The sequence below is a fragment of the Vibrio splendidus genome (assembly GCF_024347615.1).
Lineage (GTDB): Bacteria > Pseudomonadota > Gammaproteobacteria > Enterobacterales > Vibrionaceae > Vibrio > Vibrio splendidus.
Genome location: NZ_AP025508.1, coordinates 25,289 through 49,337, shown reverse-complemented (window position 1 = coordinate 49,337; position 24,049 = coordinate 25,289). Strand labels below are relative to the sequence as shown.

The window sequence follows — 24,049 nt, the reverse complement described above, 5'->3', positions numbered from 1 at the left end:
TCTAAAAATCAATCAGAGCTATCACCCTTTATAAATTTTAGGGTTAAACACGTCACGTAACCAGTCGCCTAATAGGTTAATAACTAGAACCAATGTTACCAAAAGCACACCTGGGAATGCTGTGATCCACCATGCTCCTGAGAAAATGTAGTTAAAACCTGTACTGATCAGAGCACCCAGTGATGGTTGGTCTACCGGAAGACCTAAACCTAGGAAAGAAAGTGCCGCTTCTGACATGATGGCATTTGCCACCTGTACCGTAGAGATAACCAAAATTGGAGATAAACAGTTAGGCAGAATATGACGGAACATGATGCGAGGCGCTCTAAAGCCCATCACACGCGCCGCTTCTACGTATTCTTTCTTCTTCTCTGCCAATACCGATGCACGAATCGTACGAGCATACTGCGGCCATTCAGCAATACCGATGATCACCACCAGCATAACAACGGCATATTGCGCATAGAAGTCACTGCCGAAGCTAGCCTTAAAGATGGCCGAGACAATGATCGCAACCATCATGGTTGAGAACGAAAGCTGAACATCGGCAAAACGCATCAAGAAGCTATCAATACGGCCACCGAAGTAACCCGCAGACAGACCAATGATGATACCTAGAGTCAGCTGAAGGCCTACCGCTAGGAAACCGATCGTCAATGACAGACGCGAACCGTAAAGCATAGTAGATAAAATATCACGGCCTTGCTCATCCGTTCCGAGCAAGAAACGTTCTTCGCCATCTTCCATCCATGATGGTGGAAGCTCTGAATCCATGATATCAATCGATGTCACGTCGTACGGGTCTGTTGGCGCTAGAATAGGTGCTGCTAATGCCATCACTAAAAAGATTGAGAAAATGGCGAAACTCACCATTGCCACTTTGTCGCGTAAGAAGTAATACACAATGTCTGATTGCTTAAAACGTTCCCAGCGAGACGGCACTGTCGATGTCTGTTCCATGATTATGCTCCTTTCCCTGTGATGTTAACGGTTGGGTTGATAACACCGTAAAGCAAATCAACAATCGTGTTAGTCACTACGAAAATAAGACCAACAAAAATAACGTATGCGGTAATCAGTGGTGTATCTACACGGTTGATCGCTTCTAAAAATAAGAAACCTGTACCGGGCCACTGGAAAACCGTTTCAGTAAGAATGGTGTATGCCACCATAGTACCAATCTGAACACCACCAACAGTAAGAACCGGTAGCATGGTGTTTTTCAATGCGTGTTGGTAATAGATTTTGTTTAGCGCTAAGCCTTTCGCTTTACCAAACTTAATGTATTCAGAACTTAGAACCTCTAGCATTTCAGAACGAACTAGACGAATAAACAAAGGCAGCATGATAGATGCCAGTGCAATGCTCGGCAGTACTAAGTGTGCAAGGCCATCGAGCGTTAAGAAGCCAGACTCCCAACCAAACCAGTTTGCAGTATCACCACGTCCAAATGACGGTAGCCAACCTAGCTCAATAGAGAACACATACATCAGCATGATTGCAGTTAAGAAAACAGGTACCGAGATGCCGATACTACTGCCCGCCATGACCAATTTAGTGAAGAAACTTTTTGGGTGTATTGCAGAATAAACGCCTAATGGAATCGACAGACAAACAATAATCAGAGAAGCACCGAACACAAGTTCAAGCGTCGCGACCAATTTGTCTAAAATTACGTCCACAGCAGGGCGTTTAAAGAAATATGAAGTACCAAGATCACCTTGTAGGGCTGCGCCTATAAAGCGAGTATATTTTGTAACGAAGGGATCATTTAAGCCGAGTTCATCGCGTAGCGCTTGACGCTCCGCCTCTGAAACAGATTGACCGACTAACTCACGTAACGGGTCGCCCAGGTTATCCTGAATGGCAAACGCCACCAAACTGATCACAAACATCACTATCAGTGCCTGAAACAGGCGCTTGACCAGAAACGTAACCATTCCTTGCCCCTTATCTATCCATGACTGTCTAATCGAAATCCGCGACTAGACAACAAAAAATTCAGTCTTAAAAAAGGTATTTAGCCAGACTGAAGGAAGACCAAATACCGAAACTTAAATCTATATCTTAATAATATTGAGAGCCTGAAAGCTTCAGGCTCTCGATTCTAGCAAGCTAGATTATTTTACAACTAGGTCGCCGAAGTAAGGCATAACCATTGGGTTTACTACGTCTGCTGCACCTACGTTAGATTTCGCGCCCCACGCTTCACTTTGCCAGTGTAGAGGTACGAATACTGCGTCGTTGTAAAGTGTTGCTTCAACGCCTTTCAGCATCTTAGAACGCTTAACAGGGTCAGTTTCAGTGTTAGAAGCTTCTACAATCGCATCCATTTCTGGGTTTGAGTAACCAGAACAGTTGTATTGACCACGGCCAGTCTCTTCGTTACGAGTCATTGTTAGGAACTCGTTGAAGTTAGCTGAATCTTCTGTATCTGAGTGCCAGCCGATCATCATCATGTCTGCTGAACATAGGTCAAACTCAGGCCAGTACTGTGCTTTAGGCATCGTCTTAAGATCAACTTTGATACCAATCTTAGACAGCATTGCCGCAGACGCTTGCGCTACTTTTGCATCGTTCACGTAACGGTTGTTAGGCGCTGCCATAGTTAGTGTAAAGCCATCTTCGTAGCCCGCTTCTTTCATCAGCTCTTTCGCTTTTTTCAGATCGTAACGAGGAACTAGATCTTCGTTGTGACCCGCGTAGCCTGTTGGGCTTTGCTGACCAGCAGCTGTCGCGAAACCTTTCATGATTTTCTTAACAATACCTTCATTGTTAATCGCATGAACGATTGCTTGACGAACGCGCACATCTTTCAGTGCTTCGTTGCTGTTTTGGTTCATTTGGAACGTAATAATACGAGTACCAGGTAGCGTTACTAGATCGATGTTCTTAGCGTTTTTAACACGCTTGTGATCGTTTGGTGCTACAGGGTGAATCATATCCACGTCACCAGAAAGAAGTGCTGCTACACGCGTTGCATCTTCTTTGATTGGCACAAGTGTTAGCTTGTCTACGTTACCTTCAGTTTCTGTGTCCCAGTAATCGTTGAAACGTTCGAACGTTACTTTAACGCCTTGCTCACGTTGAGTTACGATGAATGGGCCAGTACCTGAAACGTTAGTCGAAGCGAACGAGTTACCGTGCTTAACTAGCTCAGATTTATCATTACCTTCCGCTGTTTGACCAGAGTAGAACTTGCTGTCCATTGGGAAGATGTAAGTTGCTGTTTGTAGTACTAGTGGGTAAGCCGCTTTTGATATTAGCTCAACTGTGTAGTCATCCACTTTTACCATTTTTTCGTATGGCGTGAAGATAGACTTAAAGTCTGGAGAAGCTTGTAGACGTTCAAAAGTCCACACAACATCATCAGCAGTCAGTTCGTTACCAGAGTGGAATTTCACACCTTTACGTAGGTTAAAACGGAAAGTCGTATCATCAACACGCTCCCAGCTAGATGCTAGGCGGCCTTCAAAATCCATCTCTTGAGTGAAACGTACTAGAGGGTCAAACACCATGTGAGACATTTGCAGTGTGCCACCAGACAGCTGCTCGTGCGGGTCAAGTGATACTGGGTCAGCTGCGTAGCCAACGGTAATATCTGCTGCTGCTGCACTAAAGCTTAGGCCAGCTGCCATTAAAGCTACTGCTAATTTGCTTTTCATGGTTTTCATTGCATAACTCCTTCATGCGGGAATCCAGATCCCTAGTTGTTGTATTTGCGTCTGTTTATTGTTTTTAGCAAGCCAAACTCCAGCCTGCTGATTTTTATATCGCGGCTTTTGCCACTGCTTTTTCTTCTCTTAAACCCGTGAATTCAGGCATTAAAGAAATTAGGTGTTTGCTGTATTCATGCTGAGGCGATTGGAACAACTGCTCTGTTGGCGCTACTTCCAATAGTTCTCCCATTTGCATCACACCAACACGATCACACATTTGACGAATAACCGGTAAATCGTGACTGATGAACAGCATGGTTAGGTTGAGCTCGTCTTGTAAGTCTTTTAATAGATTAAGAATCTGAGCCTGTACCGACACATCCAACGCCGACGTAGGTTCATCACAAATCAGAAGACGTGGGCGAGTTGCCAAGGCGCGAGCGATAGAAATACGCTGACGTTGGCCACCTGAGAATTCGTGTGGGTATTTAACTCCAGCCATCTTGCCTAAACCAACGTGCTCTAGCAGGTCGTGAACGATCTGACGAGTTTCATTCTCGTTGCGCGTAAGCTTATGGAATCGGATAGGTTCAGCAATGATGTCGAAGATCTTCATTCGAGGGTTCATTGATGTGTATGGGTTTTGGAACACCATTTGCATTTGGCGACGCATTGGGCGACGCTCTTTCTCAGACTTAAGCCCAGTAAGGTCAATACCTTCAAAGGTCACTTTGCCTGAGTTAGGTGCGTACAAGCCAGCAATCACACGAGCAATCGTTGACTTACCCGAACCAGATTCACCCACAAGACCAAAAGTTTCACCTTCGTGTACTTCAAAGCTCACATTGTTTGACGCCTGAACGTACTCACGACGACTCTCAAAGAAAGAATCCTTGGTGGTAAAGCGTAAGTTGACGTTTTCAACATTCAACAACGGGCCAGTGTAATCACGGTGATCTTGGCTTTGACCTAACCAGTGGTTTTTCACATCAAGTGGTTCCATCTCGTGCGCTTCTTCGATGTAACTCACAAGAGGGAAACGATCGAGTTTACGATCTGAACGCGGAACCGCTGAGATAAGACTGTGCGTGTAAGGGTGTTCAGGAGTACCAAGGACTTTCGCCGTCGGGCCAAACTCAACTAAATCACCACGATACATAACCGCTACGCGATCGGTAACGTTAGATACGACACCCATGTCGTGCGTGACCAACATACAACCTACGTTCTTCTTAATACATAGGTCGCGAATTAAACCCAAAATCTGGTCTTGGATAGACACATCCAGTGCGGTTGTTGGTTCATCTGCGATGATTAAGTCAGGCTCACCTGCCAATGCGATCGCGATAACAACACGCTGACGCATACCGCCAGAGAATTGGTGTGGGTACTGCTTTAAACGGTTTTCTGGTTGCGGAATACCAACTTGATTCATCAAGTCTAATGAGCGTTGGTAAGCTTCTTGATCCGAAACCTTCATGTTGGCATGAATCGTTTCTTTTAACTGCTGCTCTACTGTGAATAGAGGGTTAAGAGAAGTCATTGGGTCTTGGAAGATAAAACCAATCTTTGAGCCGCGAACAGAACGCATCTGTTCAGGAGATAGGCCAGAGACTTTTTCGCCATCCAAAAATACCTCGCCGCTAGCAATGCGACCAGGAGGGCTCAGTAGATCGATCACAGCATTGCCTACTGTTGATTTACCGGCACCAGACTCCCCTACAACGCCAACAATCTCACCACGTTCAATGTTGAACGAAAGCGATTTAACTGCTGCGTGAACTCCATGACGAGATGGGTATTCGATACGAAGATTTTTTACTTCTAAAAGTGACATTACCAGACCTCTACTGCTTTGGCAGCTCTCTGCCCTGTCTGCAAAATTGAATCCATTCTTACCAGAATATTGTTCTGATATTTTATACGGTTGACAATTTGGCAAATAATTCACAGAAAAGCAACAAAAATAGGATAAAAAGTCGACATTAAACGCTTAACAAGCAAAAGCACCACATAACTATTCACCCAGAGAGCATATAGTAATAAAAATCAACATTCTATTGTCGATAATAAATACTCACAAATCCCTTACTACCACTTACTTGTAGAGTTAAAACTATGGTTAAAAGCAGATCTCACTACCAGTCACTAAAAACAAATAATTATTCCAAAAAACAATTAACACTATAGAAACAAACGCTAATTTTCGTCATTTAAGCAAACAAAACAACCAGATAGAAGCGTATTAACCATATATATTACCCCTAACATCATTTCAACGAATACCAACCAGTGAAACGAAAGACTTACTAAAATGGAGACGATTTTGAGCGACTTGATGTAAAGAAAACTGTTAAATACAGGCCTTAGAGAACATATTTAGCGTCAAATTTCACTTTTCATAGAAATCTTTAGACCAAACCTATTAATTTGTCGAATGATTGGCGGTGAATTTTATATAAAATTAGATATCGATCAGCTCGTTTAATAAAGCCGACACCTCTAGAAAGGCGCGATAATCTAGAAAAAGGTACGAGTTCTCCTGATACAAAGGATGGATTTTACGAAGGCCACATCAAGCAAGACGTTGAAATATTTAGGGTATCAGTATTCAAAATCAAGAATAACTTCAACGACAGATGTCAAAAATCTCAACCTTTCGACTGAAGCCTCTATTGTGGTAAATAAAGAGAGATTCGGCACGGAAGCGCTTCCTGTGGCTTGACGAACCGCCGAGCTGGCGATTCAAGTCGCAGCTCTCTGAACCCAAACCACCTAAACTCCAAACGTAAAAAGCCCCAGTCTTTCGACTGAGGCTTCGGCTTCTTAATATAGTCGGTTAAGAGAGGCGCGGCAGGGCTCCCTGCGGACTGGCGATCCATCAGCTTGCAGGCAACAAACCCACGACCTTCTGGTTCCAACTATCTAAATTCCAGACGTAAAAAAGCCCCGTCATTTCTGACGAGGCTTCTTAAGGTGGTCGGTGAAGAGGGATTCGAACCCCCGACCCTCTGGTCCCAAACCAGATGCGCTACCAAGCTGCGCTATTCACCGAGACGTTTCGTTTGATTTCTCAAACTGGGAACTTCAAAGAAGCTACCAAAATTAATGGGGTGGCTAACGAGATTCGAACTCGCGACCACCGGAATCACAATCCAGGGCTCTACCAACTGAGCTATAGCCACCACTAATTTTTTATATAACCACTTAAAAGCGATTATTGAAATAGTGGTCGGTGAAGAGGGATTCGAACCCCCGACCCTCTGGTCCCAAACCAGATGCGCTACCAAGCTGCGCTATTCACCGACTAATTTTGTATCGACTCTTGGGAATAATGAATCAACACTGGAAGCCGAAGCTACCGATATTTTGTAAAGAAAGAATGGGGTGGCTAACGAGATTCGAACTCGCGACCACCGGAATCACAATCCAGGGCTCTACCAACTGAGCTATAGCCACCATTATTTCTTTTTTGCCAATTTCTCACTTACCGAAGTAAGAGACCGGATGGCGCGCCTGAAAGGATTCGAACCTTCGGCCTTTGGCTCCGGAGGCCAACGCTCTATCCAGCTGAGCTACAGGCGCATGCCCTGTCGGCGGAGTGGAATAATACGTATATCACCCAATGCCGTCTAGTACTTTTTTAACTTTTTTTTCTGTTTGGTCTCTTTTTCGACAGTTAATATGTGATAAACCCCTTATTTGAGTACTACAACCCGCCACAGCTTATAAGTTGTTGTTTATTGCAACAACTTATCGGGATATAATCACCCATTATTTACATTGGTTTAACAGTTGCTCTTTGCTGGTGAAGCCAAAACACCCTCCAACACTATAAATTGGTAAGCACGTACTTACCTTGGGAATGTAAAGTGAGTTTAATGGATATGTCTCGTCGAATTTTAAGCGTTGTCATCGCAGTTTTAACCTTTTCAACTGGCGCAATGGCTTCAGGCCTTAGCGAAGCAGAGCAAGATGCAATTGCTGAACGCATCAAACCAGTTGGTCAAGTTTACCTAGTCGGCAGCGAACCAGTAGTCGCAGAACCAACAGGCCCTCGTGATGGCGCAACAGTTTACGGTACCTTTTGTATCGCTTGTCACGCATCTGGCGTAAGTGGCGCACCTAAAACAGGTGATGCTGGTGATTGGGGACCTCGTATTGCTCAAGGTCGCGATATCCTCGCTAACCACGCAATCAACGGCTTTAATGCAATGCCAGCGAAAGGTTCATGTATGGACTGTTCAGACGACGAAATCAAAGATGCTATCGAGCACATGATTGCTGGTCTGTAATTTACCGTTCTGTAATTAAAAATACCCAATTCAAAAAAGGTGACCCTATGGTCACCTTTTTATTTATCTCTATTTAATGCTTTCAGAACCAGACGCTACTTTTTGTTGAACATCGCACGAATATTAGCAATGTGTGCCTGTCCTTTTTCCATTCTTTCTTCAGCGGATTGTGGTTTCTTAACGCTTTCCCACTCCACATCCTCATGCGGCAACTCGTCAAGGAAGCGGCTTTGTGTTGGCTTAATCAATTCACCATACTGACGACGTTCTCGACACTTAGTAAAAGTCAGCTCTTTCTGCGCTCGCGTAATCCCTACATACATAAGACGACGCTCTTCTTCTACATTACCTTCATCAACACTGGTTTGGTGTGGCAAGATGCCCTCTTCAGCCCCCATCAAGAATACATACGGAAACTCTAGGCCTTTCGAAGCGTGCAATGTCATTAGTTGAACTTGGTCTGCATCGTCATTATCTTCCCCGCGCTCCATCATATCGCGTAAAGTTAAACGTTGAACAACCTCTCGTAGCGTCTTCTCTTCTTTATCATAGTTGTCACCTTCGAGGTCGGCCACAATCCAGCTATAGAGATCAGACACGTTCTTCATTCGCATTTCAGCGGCTTTAGGGCTTGGAGAGGTTTCGTAGAGCCAGTCTTCGTAATTAATGTCACGAACCAAAGAGCGAACCGCCTCAACTGTATTACCACGCTCTGCATTATCCGAGATACGAACAATCCAATCGCTGAAACGACGCAGGTTTTCCAAACCCCGGCCCGTCAGCGTTTGCTCTAAGCCCATTTCGAAGCTGGCTTCAAACAGGCTTTTACCGCGCATGTTGGCGTAGCTGCCTAATTTTTCAAGCGTAACTGGGCCGATCTCACGACGTGGTGTGTTTACAATACGCAAAAAGGCGTTGTCATCATCAGGATTCACCAACACACGTAGGTAAGCCATGATGTCTTTAATTTCTGCTCTGGCGAAAAAGGATGTACCGCCTGAGATTTTGTAAGGCACACGGTTCTGCATCAAGGCTTTTTCAATCAAGCGAGATTGGTGGTTACCGCGGTAAAGCACTGCGTAATCTTTGTATTCTGTGCGATTCAAAAACTTGTGGGCGATGATCTCACCGGTAATACGCTCTGCTTCATGCTCTTCATTCTTAGCATTTAATACCTTGAGCTTTTCACCATCTGGGATCTCAGAGAACAGTGACTTCTCATAGACGTGCGGATTGTTGGCGATCAAGATGTTCGCTGCTCGCAAAATTCGACTGGTCGAGCGGTAGTTTTGCTCTAGTTTGATCAAGCGTAGGTTCGGGTAATCCTCACCTAACAAAACCAAGTTTTGTGGTTTTGCGCCACGCCATGAGTAAATAGATTGGTCATCATCACCTACGACCGTCAAACGACCACGTTCACCCACCAGTAAACGAACCAACTCATATTGGCTAGTGTTGGTATCTTGATATTCATCGACCAGCAAATAACGAATACGAGACTGCCAGCGTTCACGCACTTCTTGATTGGTTTTCAGTAGCAATACTGGCATCGCAATCAGATCATCAAAATCGAGTGCGTTATAGGCCTTCATCTGCTTCTGATACATCTCAAAACAGAATGCAAACAACTGTTCTTGTTCGCCTTGAGCTCTTGCTTTCGCCTGATCTGGCGTCAGCATGTCATTCTTCCAATTTGAGATGGTACTCATCAAAGAACGCAGCAGATCCTTATCACCATCGATCTGTGTTTCGGTTAGTTCTTTAAGTAGAGCTAACTGGTCTTGGTCATCAAATAACGAGAAGCCTGCTTTCAGACCCAGCGCTTTGTATTCTCGGCGAATGATAGTTAAACCCATGGTATGGAACGTTGAAACGATCAGACCTTTAGATTCACCTTTACCCAGAGTTTGACCCACACGCTCTTTCATCTCGCGTGCCGCTTTATTGGTAAAGGTTACCGCTGCAATATTACGAGCCTTGTAGCCACACTCTTGAACCAAGTAAGCAATCTTGTTGGTGATAACACGTGTTTTACCCGATCCAGCGCCCGCTAATACTAAGCAGGGACCAGAAACATACTTCACGGCTTCATCTTGTCTTGGGTTCAGTCTCATTTGATTCTCAATTTGGTCTAGAGGGGCGAATTCAATTGCGCGCCTATAATAATGCTGCAACACCACGAATGCTACGTTCTCTTATACAAGATTTTTACGCGACTTGTGTAAAACTTTGTTGCACATGTGTATGGTTCTTGGGCTATAATGAATGAACGTTCATTCACTGGTGATGGAATAATGACAACTCATGCACCTCAGGATAAACGCCAACAAATACTTTCTGCCGCTGAAAAGCTCATTGCGGAGGTCGGTTTTCAAGGCCTTTCAATGCAAAAATTAGCCAAAGAGGCGGGAGTTGCTGCAGGCACTATCTACCGCTACTTCGATGATAAAGACCACTTGATAGATGATGTTCGAGTGCTCGTGACTCAACGAGTAGCAGATGCTGTTCAAGAAGGGGTTGATGATTCGGATCCAATTAAGCAACGCTACCGTACTATGTGGTTGAACATATGGAACTTAGCGGGAACGAACTTAGCCGCGATAAAAAATCGGGTTCAATATGACTCACTGCCCATCACAAATAGCCTAAACTTCAGGGAACTAGAACGTAAAATGTTTGCCCAAGTTGAGCTGCTATTTAATGAGGGTAAAGAGCAAGGACTGTTTAAACCACTTGATAATGAAGTATTAAGCGGCTTGAGCTTAGCGGCTAGTGTATCTCTAGCGCGAAAGCATTCTTTAGGATTTTACCAACTCGACGAGGCAGAACTAGAATCTGCAATAGAAGCCAGTTGGGATGCAATAATTAAACACTAGATCGGAGTTTTGACCATAATGAAAAAGTGGACTTTCTTCATGTTACTCATCGCTGTACTTCTTTTCGGCAGCGTTATTGGGTTCAACATGTTCAAACAACAAAAAATTGCTGAGTATATGGCCAACCGCCCTGAACCAGAGTTTCCAGTAACGGTTACTGAAGTTCAGCCGATCGACTGGGTTCCAGTAATTGAAGCTATCGGCTTCATCGAACCTAACCAAGGTGTCACGCTAGCGAATGAAACCAGCGGTGTTATTGACCAAATCTCTTTTGGTTCTGGTACTGATGTTAAAAATGACCAACTTCTTGTTCGTCTTGATTCTGGCGTAGAAAAGGCAAATCTAAAGAGTTCTGAAGCTCGCCTGCCTGCGGCAAAAGCAAAATACAAACGCTACCAAGGCCTGTATAAGAAAGGTTCTATTTCAAAAGAAGCATACGATGAAGCAGAAGCAAACTACTACTCTCTATCTGCTGATATTGAAAGCCTAAAAGCATCTATCGAACGCCGTGAAATTCGTGCTCCTTTCGATGGCAAAGTGGGTATTCGTAACGTGTACCTAGGTCAATACCTGCAATCAGGTACAGATATCGTTCGTTTAGAAGATACCAGCGTGATGCGCCTACGCTTTACTGTATCTCAAACAGATATCTCTCGTATCAATGTTGGTCAGGCTATCGACATCTTTGTTGATGCTTACCCAGAGAAACCGTTTGAAGGCTCTATCAGTGCCATTGAACCCGCAGTAAGTATCCAAAGTGGTCTTATTCAAGTTCAAGCAGACATTCCAAACAATGATGGCAAGCTTCGTAGCGGCATGTTTGCGCGTGCTAACATCATTCTGCCTAAGCTAGAGAACCAAGTAACGTTGCCTCAAACAGCGATTACTTTCACTCTATATGGTGACAATGTTTACATCCTGACGGAAGAAGACGGCGTTCAACGTGTTGCTCAACATGTTGTAAAAGTAGGTGAGCGTACCGCTGAGATTGCACACATCCTTGAAGGCGTTAAAGCCGGCGATACGGTTGTAACTTCTGGCCAAGTACGTCTAAGTAACGGTGCCAAAGTTAAGGTTGTTGAAAGTGATGCAATCACTCCACCATCTGAAACACCTAAGCTGTAACTGGAGGCACAATGCGCTTTACTGATGTTTTTATTAAACGTCCAGTTCTAGCGGTATCCATCAGCTTTTTGATTGCTCTGCTTGGCTTACAAGCAATCTTCAAAATGCAGGTGCGTGAATACCCTGAAATGACGAATACCGTCGTAACCGTAACCACGAGTTACTACGGTGCAAGTGCCGATCTTATCCAAGGCTTTATCACCCAGCCCCTCGAACAAGCTGTGGCTCAAGCGGATAATATCGACTATATGACTTCTTCTTCTGTACTTGGTAGTTCTACGATTACCGTAAACATGAAGTTGAACACCGACCCGAATGCGGCGTTGTCAGACATACTGGCCAAGACAAACTCGGTACGGTCTCAGCTCCCTAAAGAAGCCGAAGATCCAACCGTAACTATGTCTACCGGTTCAACGACCGCGGTACTTTATATTGGTTTTACCAGTGATGAGCTCGTATCAAGCCAAATTACCGATTATCTAGAGCGTGTAATCAACCCGCAGCTATTTACGGTAAATGGTGTATCTAAAGTCGACCTATATGGTGGTATGAAATACGCACTGCGCGTATGGCTAGATCCGTCAAAAATGGCAGCTGTTAACCTCACCGCTACTGATGTTATGTCGGTATTGGATGCCAACAACTACCAATCAGCGACAGGTCAAGCTACTGGCGAATTCGTTCTTTATAACGGCAGTGCCGATACGCAAGTATCAAACACTGAAGAGCTAGAGAACTTAGTCGTTAAAAGTGGTGAGGGTGAAATTATTCGCCTGTCTGACATCGCTAAGGTTTCTTTAGAAAAAAGCCACGATATTTACCGAGCGAGTGCAAACGGTAAGGAAGCGGTTGTTGCAGCAATTAACGCGGCACCAAGTGCGAACCCTATCAACATTGCCGCTGATGTCCTTGAGCTTCTACCTCAATTAGAGAAGAACCTTCCAAGTAACATCTCGATGAATATCATGTATGACTCGACTATTGCGATTAATGAATCCATTCAAGAGGTTATTAAAACCATTCTTGAAGCGGCATTAATTGTACTCGTCGTAATTACTTTGTTCTTAGGTTCATTCCGTGCGGTTCTTATCCCGATCGTTACTATCCCACTGTCTCTAATTGGTGTGGCTATGGTAATGCAGGCGATGGGCTTCTCTTGGAACCTAATGACGCTACTGGCAATGGTACTGGCTATCGGCTTAGTAGTTGATGATGCCATCGTTGTATTGGAAAACGTCGACCGGCATATAAAATTAGGGGAGTCTCCTTTCCGAGCTGCCATCATCGGTACTCGTGAAATTGCAGTACCCGTTATCGCAATGACATTAACGCTAGGTGCAGTATATGCTCCTATCGCAATGATGGGTGGTATCACAGGCTCGTTGTTTAAAGAGTTTGCACTAACCCTTGCTGGTGCTGTTTTTGTATCGGGTATTGTGGCGTTAACGTTATCGCCAATGATGTGTTCAAAAATGCTCAAAGCTCACGCCGAGCCAAGCAAGTTTGAGCAGAAAGTACATAGCGTACTAGACGGCATGACCAATCGCTACGAGCGTATGCTTGGCGCGGTAATGCAGCATCGCCCAGTCTTCATTGGCTTCGCTATCATCGTATTTGCAAGTTTGCCACTGTTATTCAAGTTCATCCCTAGTGAGTTAGCACCTTCAGAAGATAAAGGTGTAATAATGCTTATGGGTACAGCACCTTCGAATGCGAACTTGGACTACATGCAAAACACCATGAATGACGTAAACAGCCTTCTGTCTGATCAGCCAGAAGTAGCGTATGCGCAGGTGTTTACAGGTGTTCCTAATGCAAACCAAGCTTTTGGTATCGCATCAATGGTTCCATGGAGTGAGCGTGAAGCAAGCCAGTCTGAAGTAGCAAACCGTGTTGGTAACTTGGTGAAAGATGTTCCTGGTATGGCCGTAACAGCCTTCCAAATGCCAGAACTTCCAGGTGCAGGTTCAGGCCTTCCTGTTCAGTTTGTTATTACAACACCGAACAGCTTCGAGAGCCTATTCCAAATTACGACAGAGATCTTAGCCGAAGTATCGACAAACCCGCTGTTCGTTTATTCAGATCTTGATTTGAATTACGACTCAGCAACCATGAAGATCCATATCGACAAAGACAAAGCGGGGGCTTACGGCGTGACGATGCAAGATATCGGTATCACTCTAGGTACTATGATGTCTGATGGTTACGTAAACCGTATCGACTTGAATGGTCGTTCTTACGAGGTTATCCCTCAAGTTGAACGTAAGTTCCGTCTAAACCCTGAATCGATGAACAACTACTATGTTCGTGGCGCAGATGGTAAAGCAATTCCTCTAGGCAGTTTAATCACGATTGATGTTGTGGCTGAGCCTCGCTCTCTTCCTCACTTCAACCAATTGAACTCGGCTACGATTGGTGCGGTACCGGCTCCAGGCGCTGCAATGGGTGATGCAATTGCGTGGTTTGAAGACACAGCTGCCAATAAGCTTCCAAGTGGCTATAACCATGACTACATGGGTGAAGCACGCCAATACGTAACAGAAGGTAGCGCACTTTACGCGACCTTTGGTTTAGCGTTGGCTATCATCTTCTTGGTATTGGCGATTCAGTTTGAATCTCTAAAAGATCCACTGGTTATCATGGTATCTGTACCACTGGCGATTTGTGGTGCCCTAATAGCTCTGGCTTGGGGTGCGGCAACGATGAACATCTACTCGCAAGTTGGTTTGATCACCTTGGTCGGCCTGATTACCAAGCACGGTATCTTGATCTGTGAGGTAGCGAAAGAAGAACAGCTACACAATCACAAGACTCGTATTGAAGCGGTAATGGAAGCGGCGAAGGTTCGTCTTCGTCCAATCCTGATGACAACGGCTGCGATGATCGCGGGTCTAATCCCACTGATGTACGCAAGTGGTGCGGGTGCGGCTCAGCGTTTCAGTATTGGTATCGTAATCGTTGCAGGTCTAGCGATTGGTACTATCTTCACTCTGTTTGTACTGCCAGTGATTTACAGCTACTTGGCTGAAAAACACAAACCTCTACCTGTATTTGTTGAAGACAAAGACCTAGAAAAGCTAGCTCGCGTCGATGAAGCAAAAGCGGCGCACAGAGAATTAGCTGATAATAAGTAATCGCTAAGTCGTATTAACAATAAAAAGGCTACTTCGGTGGCCTTTTTTTGTACGCCATAGGCGACATATCAAGTGTGATTAAATAGAATAGTGATAAATATTCAGGAGTTTTAATTGATATGTTTGATCCAAAAAAACTAGAGCAGATTGCTAAGCAGATCCACGATTCTATGCCTCAACCAGTAAAAGAGCTTGGTTCAGACGTAGATCAAAAAGTTCGTCAGGTTATCCAAGGCCAACTGAACAAGCTAGACGTTGTAAGCCGTGAAGAATTTGATGTTCAAACACAAGTACTACTGCGCACTCGCCAAAAGCTGACTGAAATGGAACAAAAGCTAACGGACTTAGAAGCAAAGATTGCCGACAAGTAAGCGTAAAGCAAGAAAACTGAAAGGGTTGGTGTGAAAGCACCAACCCTTTTGTATTTCTGAAGATCAATCAAGAACTGAAAGTCGACGAAGACTGATCAAACAATGTTCATTTGATTGATTTTTAAGATTTTGTTACTAAAAGCAAAAAGGCTTGGTCAACGGCGACCAAGCCTTTTTATTAGATGTTGTGTTGCTTATTTATAACTCCAACCTGTAAGGAGTTAGTGATACTGCTTCGCTTTTTCTGCAAATTTATCAGTATCTAAGCTACTAATTAACCGCCTACAGCGATGCGCTTCATGTCGCTCATGTAGCTACGTAGCTCTTCACCAATGTACTCTACAGGGTGGTTACGGATAGCTTCGTTTACTTCAATTAGCTTAGCGTTATCAACTTGGTTAGATGTTTCACCTAGACCGCGGCCGATTACGTCAGTTGCTACTGAAGGCATGAACTTCTCACGTAGTAACGGTGTTGCTACGTTAGCGAATAGGTAGTTACCGTACTCAGCAGTATCTGAGATTACAACGTTCATTTCGTAAAGACGCTTACGAGCAACTGTGTTTGCGATTAGTGGAAGCTCATGTAGAGATTCGTAGTAAGCAGACTCATCGATGATACCAGATGCAGTCATAGCTTCGAATGCTAGCTCAACACCGGCACGAACCATAGCAACCATTAAGATACCGTTATCGAAGTACTCTTGCTCTGAGATTTCTACGTCAGAAGTTGGGTAGTTTTCAAATGCAGTTGCACCTGTCTCTTCACGCCAGCCTAGTAGGTTCACGTCATCGTTCGCCCAGTCAGCCATCATAGTGCTAGAGAAGTGACCAGAGATGATGTCATCCATGTGCTTATTGTAAAGTGGACGCATTAGGTCTTTAAGCTCTTCAGAAAGCTCAAACGCTTTAACTTTAGCTGGGTTAGATAGACGATCCATCATGTGAGTTACGCCACCGAACTTAAGTGCTTCAGTAATCGTTTCCCAACCGTATTGTAGAAGCTTGCCTGCATAGCCTGGTTCAATGCCATCAGCAATCATCTTCTCGTAAGATACGATAGAACCCGCTTGTAGCATGCCACATAGGATAGTTTGCTCACCCATAAGGTCAGATTTAACTTCAGCTACGAAAGAAGACTCTAGGCAACCTGCACGGTGACCACCAGTACCTGCAGCCCAAGCTTTAGCGATATCCCAGCCTTCGCCTTTAGGGTCATTTTCTGGGTGAACAGCGATCAGAGTTGGAACACCGAAGCCACGCTTGTACTCTTCGCGAACTTCAGAACCTGGACACTTAGGTGCAACCATTACTACAGTAAGGTCAGCACGTAATTGCATGCCTTCTTCAACAACGTTAAAGCCGTGAGAGTAACCAAGAGCAGCGCCTTGCTTCATTAGAGGCATTACTGTTTCAACAACGTTTGTATGTTGCTTGTCTGGAGTAAGGTTGATAACTAGATCTGCTTGAGGGATTAGCGTTTCGTAGCTACCCACAACAAAGCCGTTTTCATCAGCGTTTTTGAATGATTGACGCTTTTCATCAATTGCCGCTTGGCGTAGAGCGTAAGATACGTCTAAGCCAGAATCACGCATGTTCAGACCTTGGTTTAGGCCTTGAGCACCACAACCAACAATTACGATTTTCTTACCTTCAAGATATTCAGCTTCTGTCGTGAATTCTTCACGATCCATGAAACGGCAACGACCTAATTGGTCTAGTTGTTCACGAAGGTTTAATGTATTGAAATAGTTAGCCATTCTAGGGCACTCCTTTAAAAATAAGTCCGTAAGGTCGATATCTCTCTATCGAATGACTTCATACTAAAACAGACACTCCGTTGCTGAAAGTGATATATTCACAATTAGTTATTGCAATAAATGCAACATGGAAACGATCACAAAACATGAACATAAAATCTCTACAATTATTTATACATTTATGTGATAGCAAGAGTTTCAGCAAAACCGCTGCTGCTATGCACGTCAGTCCTTCAGCACTTAGTCGTCAGGTACAAAAGCTTGAAGAAGAAACGGGGCAAGAATTGCTTATTAGAGATAACCGCAGTGTTGATCTCACTCCAGCAGGAAAGCACCTATTGCCAGTAGCATTAAGCATCGTTGGAGAGTGGCAGCAATACAATCTTCACCTGAAAGGTGGTGAGCAAGAACTTAAAGGTGAAATTCGCATATTTTGCTCGGTAACGGCTAGTTACAGCCACCTACCTGAGCTCATAACCGAATTCAGAGCTATTCATCCGTACATTGAATTTAAGCTCTCTACAGGCGATCCGGCTCAATCCATCGACAAGATTTTAAATGATGAAGCAGATATTGCTATCTCAGCGAAGCCAGACATTCTTCCCTCAAGATTAGAGTTCGAAACCATCAGCGATATACCACTGTCAGTCATCATCCCATCCGGTGTGAGTAGTTTTAGCCAGCAGCTGCAATCAGATAAACCAAACTGGAATGAAGTGCCTTTTATTATTCCAGAAGCAGGTACTGCACGAGAGCGTGCGAACGCGTGGTTCAAAAAGATGAAGATAAAGCCCAACATTTACGCTCAGGTATCAGGTCATGAAGCGATCGTAAGTATGGTTGCTCTTGGTTGTGGGGTTGGTATCGCGCCAGACGTTGTAATCAACAACAGCCCTGTGAGAGATAAAGTCGACCGCTTAAAAATAGAGCCAATCAAGCCGTTTGAATTGGGAGTGTGCTGTAAGCGATCGCAGTTAGAAAATCCGTTAATTAGAGCATTTTGGCAGGTAGCTGAAGGTAAATACCTTAAAGACTAGTTATCTATAAGTGATAACAAGCAAGTGTGGAGTCACAGATAAAGAGCACGTTAGTGCTCTTTTTTGTTTTTCTAAACGACAAATATGAAAAAAGCCCGCTGATTTCTCAGCGGGCTTTTCAATGGTGGTGGAGGGATAGGGATTTGAACCCTAGAACCGCTATTAACGGTTGCCGGTTTTCAAGACCGGTGCTTTCGACCACTCAGCCATCCCTCCAACAAATTGTCATCAATAGATTAGTACACTAATGATGTTGTTAATTGCTAATGCAAGTAACGATATTTAAAGCCTGGCGATGTCCTACTCTCACATGGGGAAACCCCACACTACCATCGGCGCTATTGTGTTTCACTTCTGAGTTCGGCATGGAATCAGGTGGGTCCACAATGCTATGGTCGCCAAGCAAATTTTAAAATTCGGAAAGCTTATCTAAAAGTTATTTCTCTTCAAACTCATTCAAGGTCTGTCTTTGAGTCCACAAAACCCCTTGGGTGTTGTATGGTTAAGCCTCACGGGCAATTAGTACAGGTTAGCTCAATGCCTCGCAGCACTTACACACCCTGCCTATCAACGTCGTAGTCTACGACAACCCTTTAGGACACTTATAGTGCCAGGGAAAACTCATCTCAAGGCTCGCTTCCCGCTTAGATGCTTTCAGCGGTTATCGATTCCGAACTTAGCTACCGGGCAATGCCATTGGCATGACAACCCGAACACCAGAGGTTCGTCCACTCCGGTCCTCTCGTACTAGGAGCAGCCCCTTTCAATTTTCCAACGCCCACGGCAGATAGGGACCGAACTGTCTCACGACGTTCTAAACCCAGCTCGCGTACCACTTTAAATGGCGAACAGCCATACCCTTGGGACCGACTTCAGCCCCAGGATGTGATGAGCCGACATCGAGGTGCCAAACACCGCCGTCGATATGAACTCTTGGGCGGTATCAGCCTGTTATCCCCGGAGTACCTTTTATCCGTTGAGCGATGGCCCTTCCATTCAGAACCACCGGATCACTATGACCTGCTTTCGCACCTGCTCGAATTGTCATTCTCGCAGTCAAGCGGGCTTATGCCATTGCACTAACCACACGATGTCCAACCGTGTTTAGCCCACCTTCGTGCTCCTCCGTTACTCTTTGGGAGGAGACCGCCCCAGTCAAACTACCCACCAGGCACTGTCCGTAATCCCGATTCAGGGACCAACGTTAGAACATCAAAACTACAAGGGTGGTATTTCAAGGACGACTCCATCACATCTAGCGACGCAATTTCATAGTCTCCCACCTATCCTACACATGTAGGTTCAATGTTCAGTGCCAAGCTGTAGTAAAGGTTCACGGGGTCTTTCCGTCTAGCCGCGGGTACACTGCATCTTCACAGCGATTTCAATTTCACTGAGTCTCGGGTGGAGACAGCGTGGCCATCATTACGCCATTCGTGCAGGTCGGAACTTACCCGACAAGGAATTTCGCTACCTTAGGACCGTTATAGTTACGGCCGCCGTTTACCGGGGCTTCGATCAAGAGCTTCGACCGAAGTCTAACCCCATCAATTAACCTTCCGGCACCGGGCAGGCGTCACACCGTATACGTCATCTTACGATTTTGCACAGTGCTGTGTTTTTAATAAACAGTTGCAGCCACCTGGTATCTGCGACTCTCGTCTGCTCCATCCGCAAGGGACTTCACTGATAAGAGCGTACCTTCTCCCGAAGTTACGGTACCATTTTGCCTAGTTCCTTCACCCGAGTTCTCTCAAGCGCCTTGGTATTCTCTACCCGACCACCTGTGTCGGTTTGGGGTACGATTCCTTACAATCTGAAGCTTAGAGGCTTTTCCTGGAAGCATGGCATCAATGACTTCACTACCGTAGTAGCTCGACATCGTATCTCAGCGTTAATGAAAGTCCGGATTTACCTAAACTTTCCGCCTACATACTTGAACCTGGACAACCGTCGCCAGGCCCACCTAGCCTTCTCCGTCCCCCCATCGCAATTGTAAGAAGTACGGGAATATTAACCCGTTTCCCATCGACTACGCCTTTCGGCCTCGCCTTAGGAGTCGACTTACCCTGCCCCGATTAACGTTGGACAGGAACCCTTGGTCTTCCGGCGAGGGAGTTTTTCACTCCCTTTATCGTTACTCATGTCAGCATTCGCACTTCTGATACCTCCAGCAGCCCTTACAGACCACCTTCAACGGCTTACAGAACGCTCCCCTACCCCACATACCCTAAGGTACGTAGCCGCAGCTTCGGTGTATAGCTTAGCCCCGTTACATCTTCCGCGCAGGCCGACTCGACCAGTGAGCTATTACGCTTTCTTTAAATGATGGCTGCTTCTAAGCCAACATCCTGGCTGTCTGAGCCTTCCCACATCGTTTCCCACTTAGCTATACTTTGGGACCTTAGCTGGCGGTCTGGGTTGTTTCCCTCTCCACGACGGACGTTAGCACCCGCCGTGTGTCTCCCGGATAGTACTTACTGGTATTCGGAGTTTGCAAAGGGTTGGTAAGTCGGGATGACCCCCTAGCCTTAACAGTGCTCTACCCCCAGTAGTATTCGTCCGAGGCGCTACCTAAATAGCTTTCGGGGAGAACCAGCTATCTCCAGGTTTGATTGGCCTTTCACCCCTAGCCACAAGTCATCCGCTAATTTTTCAACATTAGTCGGTTCGGTCCTCCAGTTGATGTTACTCAACCTTCAACCTGCCCATGGCTAGATCACCTGGTTTCGGGTCTAATCCTAGCAACTGTACGCCCAGTTAAGACTCGGTTTCCCTACGGCTCCCCTAAACGGTTAACCTTGCTACTAAAATTAAGTCGCTGACCCATTATACAAAAGGTACGCAGTCACACCACGAAGGTGCTCCTACTGCTTGTACGTACACGGTTTCAGGTTCTATTTCACTCCCCTCACAGGGGTTCTTTTCGCCTTTCCCTCACGGTACTGGTTCACTATCGGTCAGTCAGTAGTATTTAGCCTTGGAGGATGGTCCCCCCATATTCAGACAGGATATCACGTGTCCCGCCCTACTCGTTTTCACTGATTATGATGTGTCGGTTACGGGGCTATCACCCTTTATTGCGAGACTTTCCAGACTCTTCACCTGCATCATTAAAAGCTTAAGGGCTAATCCAATTTCGCTCGCCGCTACTTTCGGAATCTCGGTTGATTTCTCTTCCTCGGGGTACTTAGATGTTTCAGTTCCCCCGGTTTGCCTCCTGTTGCTATGTATTCACAACAGGATACTTACTTATGTAAGTGGGTTTCCCCATTCAGGAATCCCAGACTCAAAAGGTTATTACTACCTAATCTGGGCTTATCGCAAGTTATTACGCCTTTCATCGCCTCTGACTGCCAAGGCATCCACCGTGTACGCTTAGTCACTTAACCATACAACCCGAAAGGGTCTTAGCGTATGGCAACTAACCAAGGTTTTTGGTTGTCATCAAGAAGGGTTAATTCTTGATAACTGTTTGCCGGACTCAATTGTGAATCAATGTAAACATTGATTCGAATACAAGACACTTGAATGTGTTTGTTGTGTTTATCTAATGAAAGATAAACATTGAGAACTTTTAAATTTGATTGAATTACTCGTAAGTAAATCAATCAGTCAGCTTTCCAAATTGTTAAAGAGCAAGAGTTTTTTAAGTTTTAAACTTTCAAAACCATTTTTAAATACTCTCTTACGAGAATGCTTAAAGATGGTGGGCGATACCGGGCTCGAACCAGTGACCCCCTGCTTGTAAGGCAGGTGCTCTCCCAACTGAGCTAATCGCCCATGATAGTTTTAATTCCTTCATGGAGAAAGAATGGTGGAGCTATGCGGGATCGAACCGCAGACCTCCTGCGTGCAAGGCAGGCGCTCTCCCAGCTGAGCTATAGCCCCATATTTTTATTTCCTTGGGAGGAAATGGTGGGTCGTGCAGGATTCGAACCTGCGACCAATTGATTAAAAGTCAACTGCTCTACCAACTGAGCTAACGACCCAATGGTATCCCGTAGGGGAGTCGAACCCCTGTTACCGCCGTGAAAGGGCGGTGTCCTAGGCCTCTAGACGAACGGGACACTGCTAATTCATCTCTACTTTAAAAAGCAGAAACAAACTTCAAAGAACCTTGGGAGTTCTTCTACTCTTTTCTTTTCTAAACCTAATCAATCTGTGTGGACACTCATCGTGACTATCTTCGTATAAGGAGGTGATCCAGCCCCAGGTTCCCCTAGGGCTACCTTGTTACGACTTCACCCCAGTCATGAACCACAAAGTGGTGAGCGTCCTCCCCGAAAGGTTAAACTACCCACTTCTTTTGCAGCCCACTCCCATGGTGTGACGGGCGGTGTGTACAAGGCCCGGGAACGTATTCACCGTGACATTCTGATTCACGATTACTAGCGATTCCGACTTCATGGAGTCGAGTTGCAGACTCCAATCCGGACTACGACGCACTTTTTGGGATTCGCTCACTATCGCTAGCTTGCTGCCCTCTGTATGCGCCATTGTAGCACGTGTGTAGCCCTACTCGTAAGGGCCATGATGACTTGACGTCGTCCCCACCTTCCTCCGGTTTATCACCGGCAGTCTCCCTGGAGTTCCCGACATTACTCGCTGGCAAACAAGGATAAGGGTTGCGCTCGTTGCGGGACTTAACCCAACATTTCACAACACGAGCTGACGACAGCCATGCAGCACCTGTCTCAGAGTTCCCGAAGGCACACCTGCGTCTCCGCTGGCTTCTCTGGATGTCAAGAGTAGGTAAGGTTCTTCGCGTTGCATCGAATTAAACCACATGCTCCACCGCTTGTGCGGGCCCCCGTCAATTCATTTGAGTTTTAATCTTGCGACCGTACTCCCCAGGCGGTCTACTTAACGCGTTAGCTCCGAAAGCCACGGCTCAAGGCCACAACCTCCAAGTAGACATCGTTTACGGCGTGGACTACCAGGGTATCTAATCCTGTTTGCTCCCCACGCTTTCGCATCTGAGTGTCAGTGTCTGTCCAGGGGGCCGCCTTCGCCACTGGTATTCCTTCAGATCTCTACGCATTTCACCGCTACACCTGAAATTCTACCCCCCTCTACAGCACTCTAGTTCACCAGTTTCAAATGCAGTTCCGAGGTTGAGCCCCGGGCTTTCACATCTGACTTAATGAACCACCTGCATGCGCTTTACGCCCAGTAATTCCGATTAACGCTCGCACCCTCCGTATTACCGCGGCTGCTGGCACGGAGTTAGCCGGTGCTTCTTCTGTTGCTAACGTCAAGAGATAACGCTATTAACGTTACCCCCTTCCTCACAACTGAAAGTACTTTACAACCCGAAGGCCTTCTTCATACACGCGGCATGGCTGCATCAGGCTTTCGCCCATTGTGCAATATTCCCCACTGCTGCCTCCCGTAGGAGTCTGGACCGTGTCTCAGTTCCAGTGTGGCTGATCATCCTCTCAGACCAGCTAGGGATCGTCGCCTTGGTGAGCCATTACCTCACCAACTAGCTAATCCCACCTAGGCATATCTTGACGCGAGAGGCCCGAAGGTCCCCCTCTTTGGCCCGTAGGCATTATGCGGTATTAGCCATCGTTTCCAATGGTTATCCCCCACATCAAGGCAATTTCCTAGGCATTACTCACCCGTCCGCCGCTCGACGCCCATTAACGCACCCGAAGGATTGTTAGTGTCGTTTCCGCTCGACTTGCATGTGTTAGGCCTGCCGCCAGCGTTCAATCTGAGCCATGATCAAACTCTTCAATTTAAGATTTTGTGACTCAACGAATACTGACTTCAAAACTATTCTTT

The 24,049-nt window shown here is 45.6% G+C and carries 12 protein-coding genes, 10 tRNA genes and 3 rRNA genes; 6 read left to right on the top strand and 19 right to left on the bottom strand.

The window, feature by feature from the left end; translation table 11 throughout:
• Positions 1-21 precede the first annotated feature (21 nt).
• The 9 genes from OCU90_RS00225 to OCU90_RS00185 all read right to left on the bottom strand — a co-directional run bounded on the left by OCU90_RS00225 (position 22) and on the right by OCU90_RS00185 (position 7,244).
• Positions 22-960, bottom strand: coding sequence for an ABC transporter permease (locus OCU90_RS00225; protein ID WP_004735541.1), 939 nt, complete (start codon positions 958-960; stop codon positions 22-24).
• A gap of 2 nt (positions 961-962) precedes the next feature.
• Positions 963-1,940, bottom strand: a complete 978-nt coding sequence (locus OCU90_RS00220) for an ABC transporter permease (RefSeq protein ID WP_004735540.1) — start codon at positions 1,938-1,940, stop codon at positions 963-965.
• A 180-nt stretch (positions 1,941-2,120) separates the two neighbouring features.
• On the bottom strand, positions 2,121-3,674 hold the full coding sequence (locus tag OCU90_RS00215) for an ABC transporter substrate-binding protein (RefSeq protein WP_004735538.1): 1,554 nt from the start codon (positions 3,672-3,674) through the stop codon (positions 2,121-2,123).
• 94 nt (positions 3,675-3,768) lie between these two features.
• Positions 3,769-5,496 carry a dipeptide ABC transporter ATP-binding protein gene (locus tag OCU90_RS00210; protein WP_004735537.1) on the bottom strand — a complete coding sequence of 576 codons (1,728 nt, stop codon included), beginning with the start codon at positions 5,494-5,496 and terminating at the stop codon, positions 3,769-3,771.
• Between the two features lie 1,140 nt (positions 5,497-6,636).
• Positions 6,637-6,713: transfer RNA gene (locus tag OCU90_RS00205), tRNA-Pro, on the bottom strand.
• A gap of 55 nt (positions 6,714-6,768) precedes the next feature.
• A tRNA-His gene (locus tag OCU90_RS00200) sits at positions 6,769-6,844 on the bottom strand.
• Between the two features lie 44 nt (positions 6,845-6,888).
• Positions 6,889-6,965 (bottom strand) — tRNA-Pro (locus tag OCU90_RS00195).
• 77 nt (positions 6,966-7,042) lie between these two features.
• Positions 7,043-7,118: transfer RNA gene (locus OCU90_RS00190), tRNA-His, on the bottom strand.
• Between the two features lie 49 nt (positions 7,119-7,167).
• A tRNA-Arg gene (locus OCU90_RS00185) sits at positions 7,168-7,244 on the bottom strand.
• Positions 7,245-7,540: 296 nt separating this feature from the next.
• Between OCU90_RS00185 and OCU90_RS00180 the strand changes: the two genes are divergently transcribed.
• Positions 7,541-7,954: a c-type cytochrome gene (locus tag OCU90_RS00180; protein ID WP_004735792.1), complete on the top strand. Its 414-nt coding sequence runs from the start codon at positions 7,541-7,543 to the stop codon at positions 7,952-7,954.
• A gap of 95 nt (positions 7,955-8,049) precedes the next feature.
• Here OCU90_RS00180 and rep read toward each other — a convergent pair whose 3' ends face one another.
• The gene (rep, locus tag OCU90_RS00175) at positions 8,050-10,068 is read right to left on the bottom strand and encodes a DNA helicase Rep (RefSeq protein WP_017077816.1); all 2,019 of its coding nucleotides are present in this window, start codon (positions 10,066-10,068) and stop codon (positions 8,050-8,052) included.
• 180 nt (positions 10,069-10,248) lie between these two features.
• Here rep and OCU90_RS00170 point away from each other — a divergent pair, with 180 nt between their 5' ends.
• The 4 genes from OCU90_RS00170 to ubiK all read left to right on the top strand — a co-directional run bounded on the left by OCU90_RS00170 (position 10,249) and on the right by ubiK (position 15,460).
• Positions 10,249-10,830: a TetR/AcrR family transcriptional regulator gene (locus tag OCU90_RS00170; protein ID WP_198137852.1), complete on the top strand. Its 582-nt coding sequence runs from the start codon at positions 10,249-10,251 to the stop codon at positions 10,828-10,830.
• Between the two features lie 18 nt (positions 10,831-10,848).
• On the top strand, positions 10,849-11,955 hold the full coding sequence (locus tag OCU90_RS00165) for an efflux RND transporter periplasmic adaptor subunit (protein ID WP_004735789.1): 1,107 nt from the start codon (positions 10,849-10,851) through the stop codon (positions 11,953-11,955).
• Between the two features lie 11 nt (positions 11,956-11,966).
• Positions 11,967-15,089, top strand: coding sequence for a multidrug efflux RND transporter permease subunit (locus tag OCU90_RS00160; protein ID WP_004735788.1), 3,123 nt, complete (start codon positions 11,967-11,969; stop codon positions 15,087-15,089).
• A gap of 119 nt (positions 15,090-15,208) precedes the next feature.
• Positions 15,209-15,460, top strand: coding sequence for a ubiquinone biosynthesis accessory factor UbiK (gene ubiK / locus OCU90_RS00155; protein ID WP_004735787.1), 252 nt, complete (start codon positions 15,209-15,211; stop codon positions 15,458-15,460).
• 274 nt (positions 15,461-15,734) lie between these two features.
• On the opposite strand, the gene ilvC is transcribed toward ubiK, so the two are convergent.
• Positions 15,735-17,219 carry a ketol-acid reductoisomerase gene (ilvC, locus tag OCU90_RS00150; protein WP_004735786.1) on the bottom strand — a complete coding sequence of 495 codons (1,485 nt, stop codon included), beginning with the start codon at positions 17,217-17,219 and terminating at the stop codon, positions 15,735-15,737.
• Positions 17,220-17,365: 146 nt separating this feature from the next.
• On the opposite strand from ilvC, the gene ilvY reads away from it, so the two are divergent.
• Positions 17,366-18,256, top strand: coding sequence for an HTH-type transcriptional activator IlvY (gene ilvY, locus OCU90_RS00145; protein ID WP_061023635.1), 891 nt, complete (start codon positions 17,366-17,368; stop codon positions 18,254-18,256).
• 125 nt (positions 18,257-18,381) lie between these two features.
• Here ilvY and OCU90_RS00140 read toward each other — a convergent pair.
• The 8 genes from OCU90_RS00140 to OCU90_RS00105 form a co-directional block, all read right to left on the bottom strand.
• A tRNA-Ser gene (locus OCU90_RS00140) sits at positions 18,382-18,472 on the bottom strand.
• Between the two features lie 71 nt (positions 18,473-18,543).
• Positions 18,544-18,659 (bottom strand): 5S ribosomal RNA (rrf, locus tag OCU90_RS00135).
• Positions 18,660-18,754: 95 nt separating this feature from the next.
• Positions 18,755-21,648 (bottom strand): 23S ribosomal RNA (locus OCU90_RS00130).
• Positions 21,649-21,963: 315 nt separating this feature from the next.
• Positions 21,964-22,039: transfer RNA gene (locus tag OCU90_RS00125), tRNA-Val, on the bottom strand.
• Positions 22,040-22,071: 32 nt separating this feature from the next.
• Positions 22,072-22,147 (bottom strand) — tRNA-Ala (locus OCU90_RS00120).
• Positions 22,148-22,172: 25 nt separating this feature from the next.
• Positions 22,173-22,248 (bottom strand) — tRNA-Lys (locus tag OCU90_RS00115).
• Between the two features lie 2 nt (positions 22,249-22,250).
• Positions 22,251-22,326, bottom strand: a tRNA-Glu gene (locus OCU90_RS00110).
• A gap of 124 nt (positions 22,327-22,450) precedes the next feature.
• A 16S ribosomal RNA gene (locus OCU90_RS00105) occupies positions 22,451-24,005 on the bottom strand.
• Together the 16S, 23S and 5S rRNA genes with 5 tRNA genes alongside form the textbook arrangement of a ribosomal RNA operon.
• Positions 24,006-24,049: the final 44 nt, after the last annotated feature.

Bases quoted from the DNA above. Each gene is read 5' to 3' on its own strand.
- OCU90_RS00225 (WP_004735541.1), bottom strand. From the start codon at position 960: ATGGAACAGACATCGACAGTGCCGTCTCGCTGGGAACGTTTTAAGCAA.
- OCU90_RS00220 (WP_004735540.1), bottom strand. From the start codon at position 1,940: ATGGTTACGTTTCTGGTCAAGCGCCTGTTTCAGGCACTGATAGTGATG.
- OCU90_RS00215 (WP_004735538.1), bottom strand. From the start codon at position 3,674: ATGAAAACCATGAAAAGCAAATTAGCAGTAGCTTTAATGGCAGCTGGC.
- OCU90_RS00210 (WP_004735537.1), bottom strand. From the start codon at position 5,496: ATGTCACTTTTAGAAGTAAAAAATCTTCGTATCGAATACCCATCTCGT.
- OCU90_RS00180 (WP_004735792.1), top strand. From the start codon at position 7,541: ATGGATATGTCTCGTCGAATTTTAAGCGTTGTCATCGCAGTTTTAACC.
- rep (WP_017077816.1), bottom strand. From the start codon at position 10,068: ATGAGACTGAACCCAAGACAAGATGAAGCCGTGAAGTATGTTTCTGGT.
- OCU90_RS00170 (WP_198137852.1), top strand. From the start codon at position 10,249: ATGACAACTCATGCACCTCAGGATAAACGCCAACAAATACTTTCTGCC.
- OCU90_RS00165 (WP_004735789.1), top strand. From the start codon at position 10,849: ATGAAAAAGTGGACTTTCTTCATGTTACTCATCGCTGTACTTCTTTTC.
- OCU90_RS00160 (WP_004735788.1), top strand. From the start codon at position 11,967: ATGCGCTTTACTGATGTTTTTATTAAACGTCCAGTTCTAGCGGTATCC.
- ubiK (WP_004735787.1), top strand. From the start codon at position 15,209: ATGTTTGATCCAAAAAAACTAGAGCAGATTGCTAAGCAGATCCACGAT.
- ilvC (WP_004735786.1), bottom strand. From the start codon at position 17,219: ATGGCTAACTATTTCAATACATTAAACCTTCGTGAACAACTAGACCAA.
- ilvY (WP_061023635.1), top strand. From the start codon at position 17,366: ATGAACATAAAATCTCTACAATTATTTATACATTTATGTGATAGCAAG.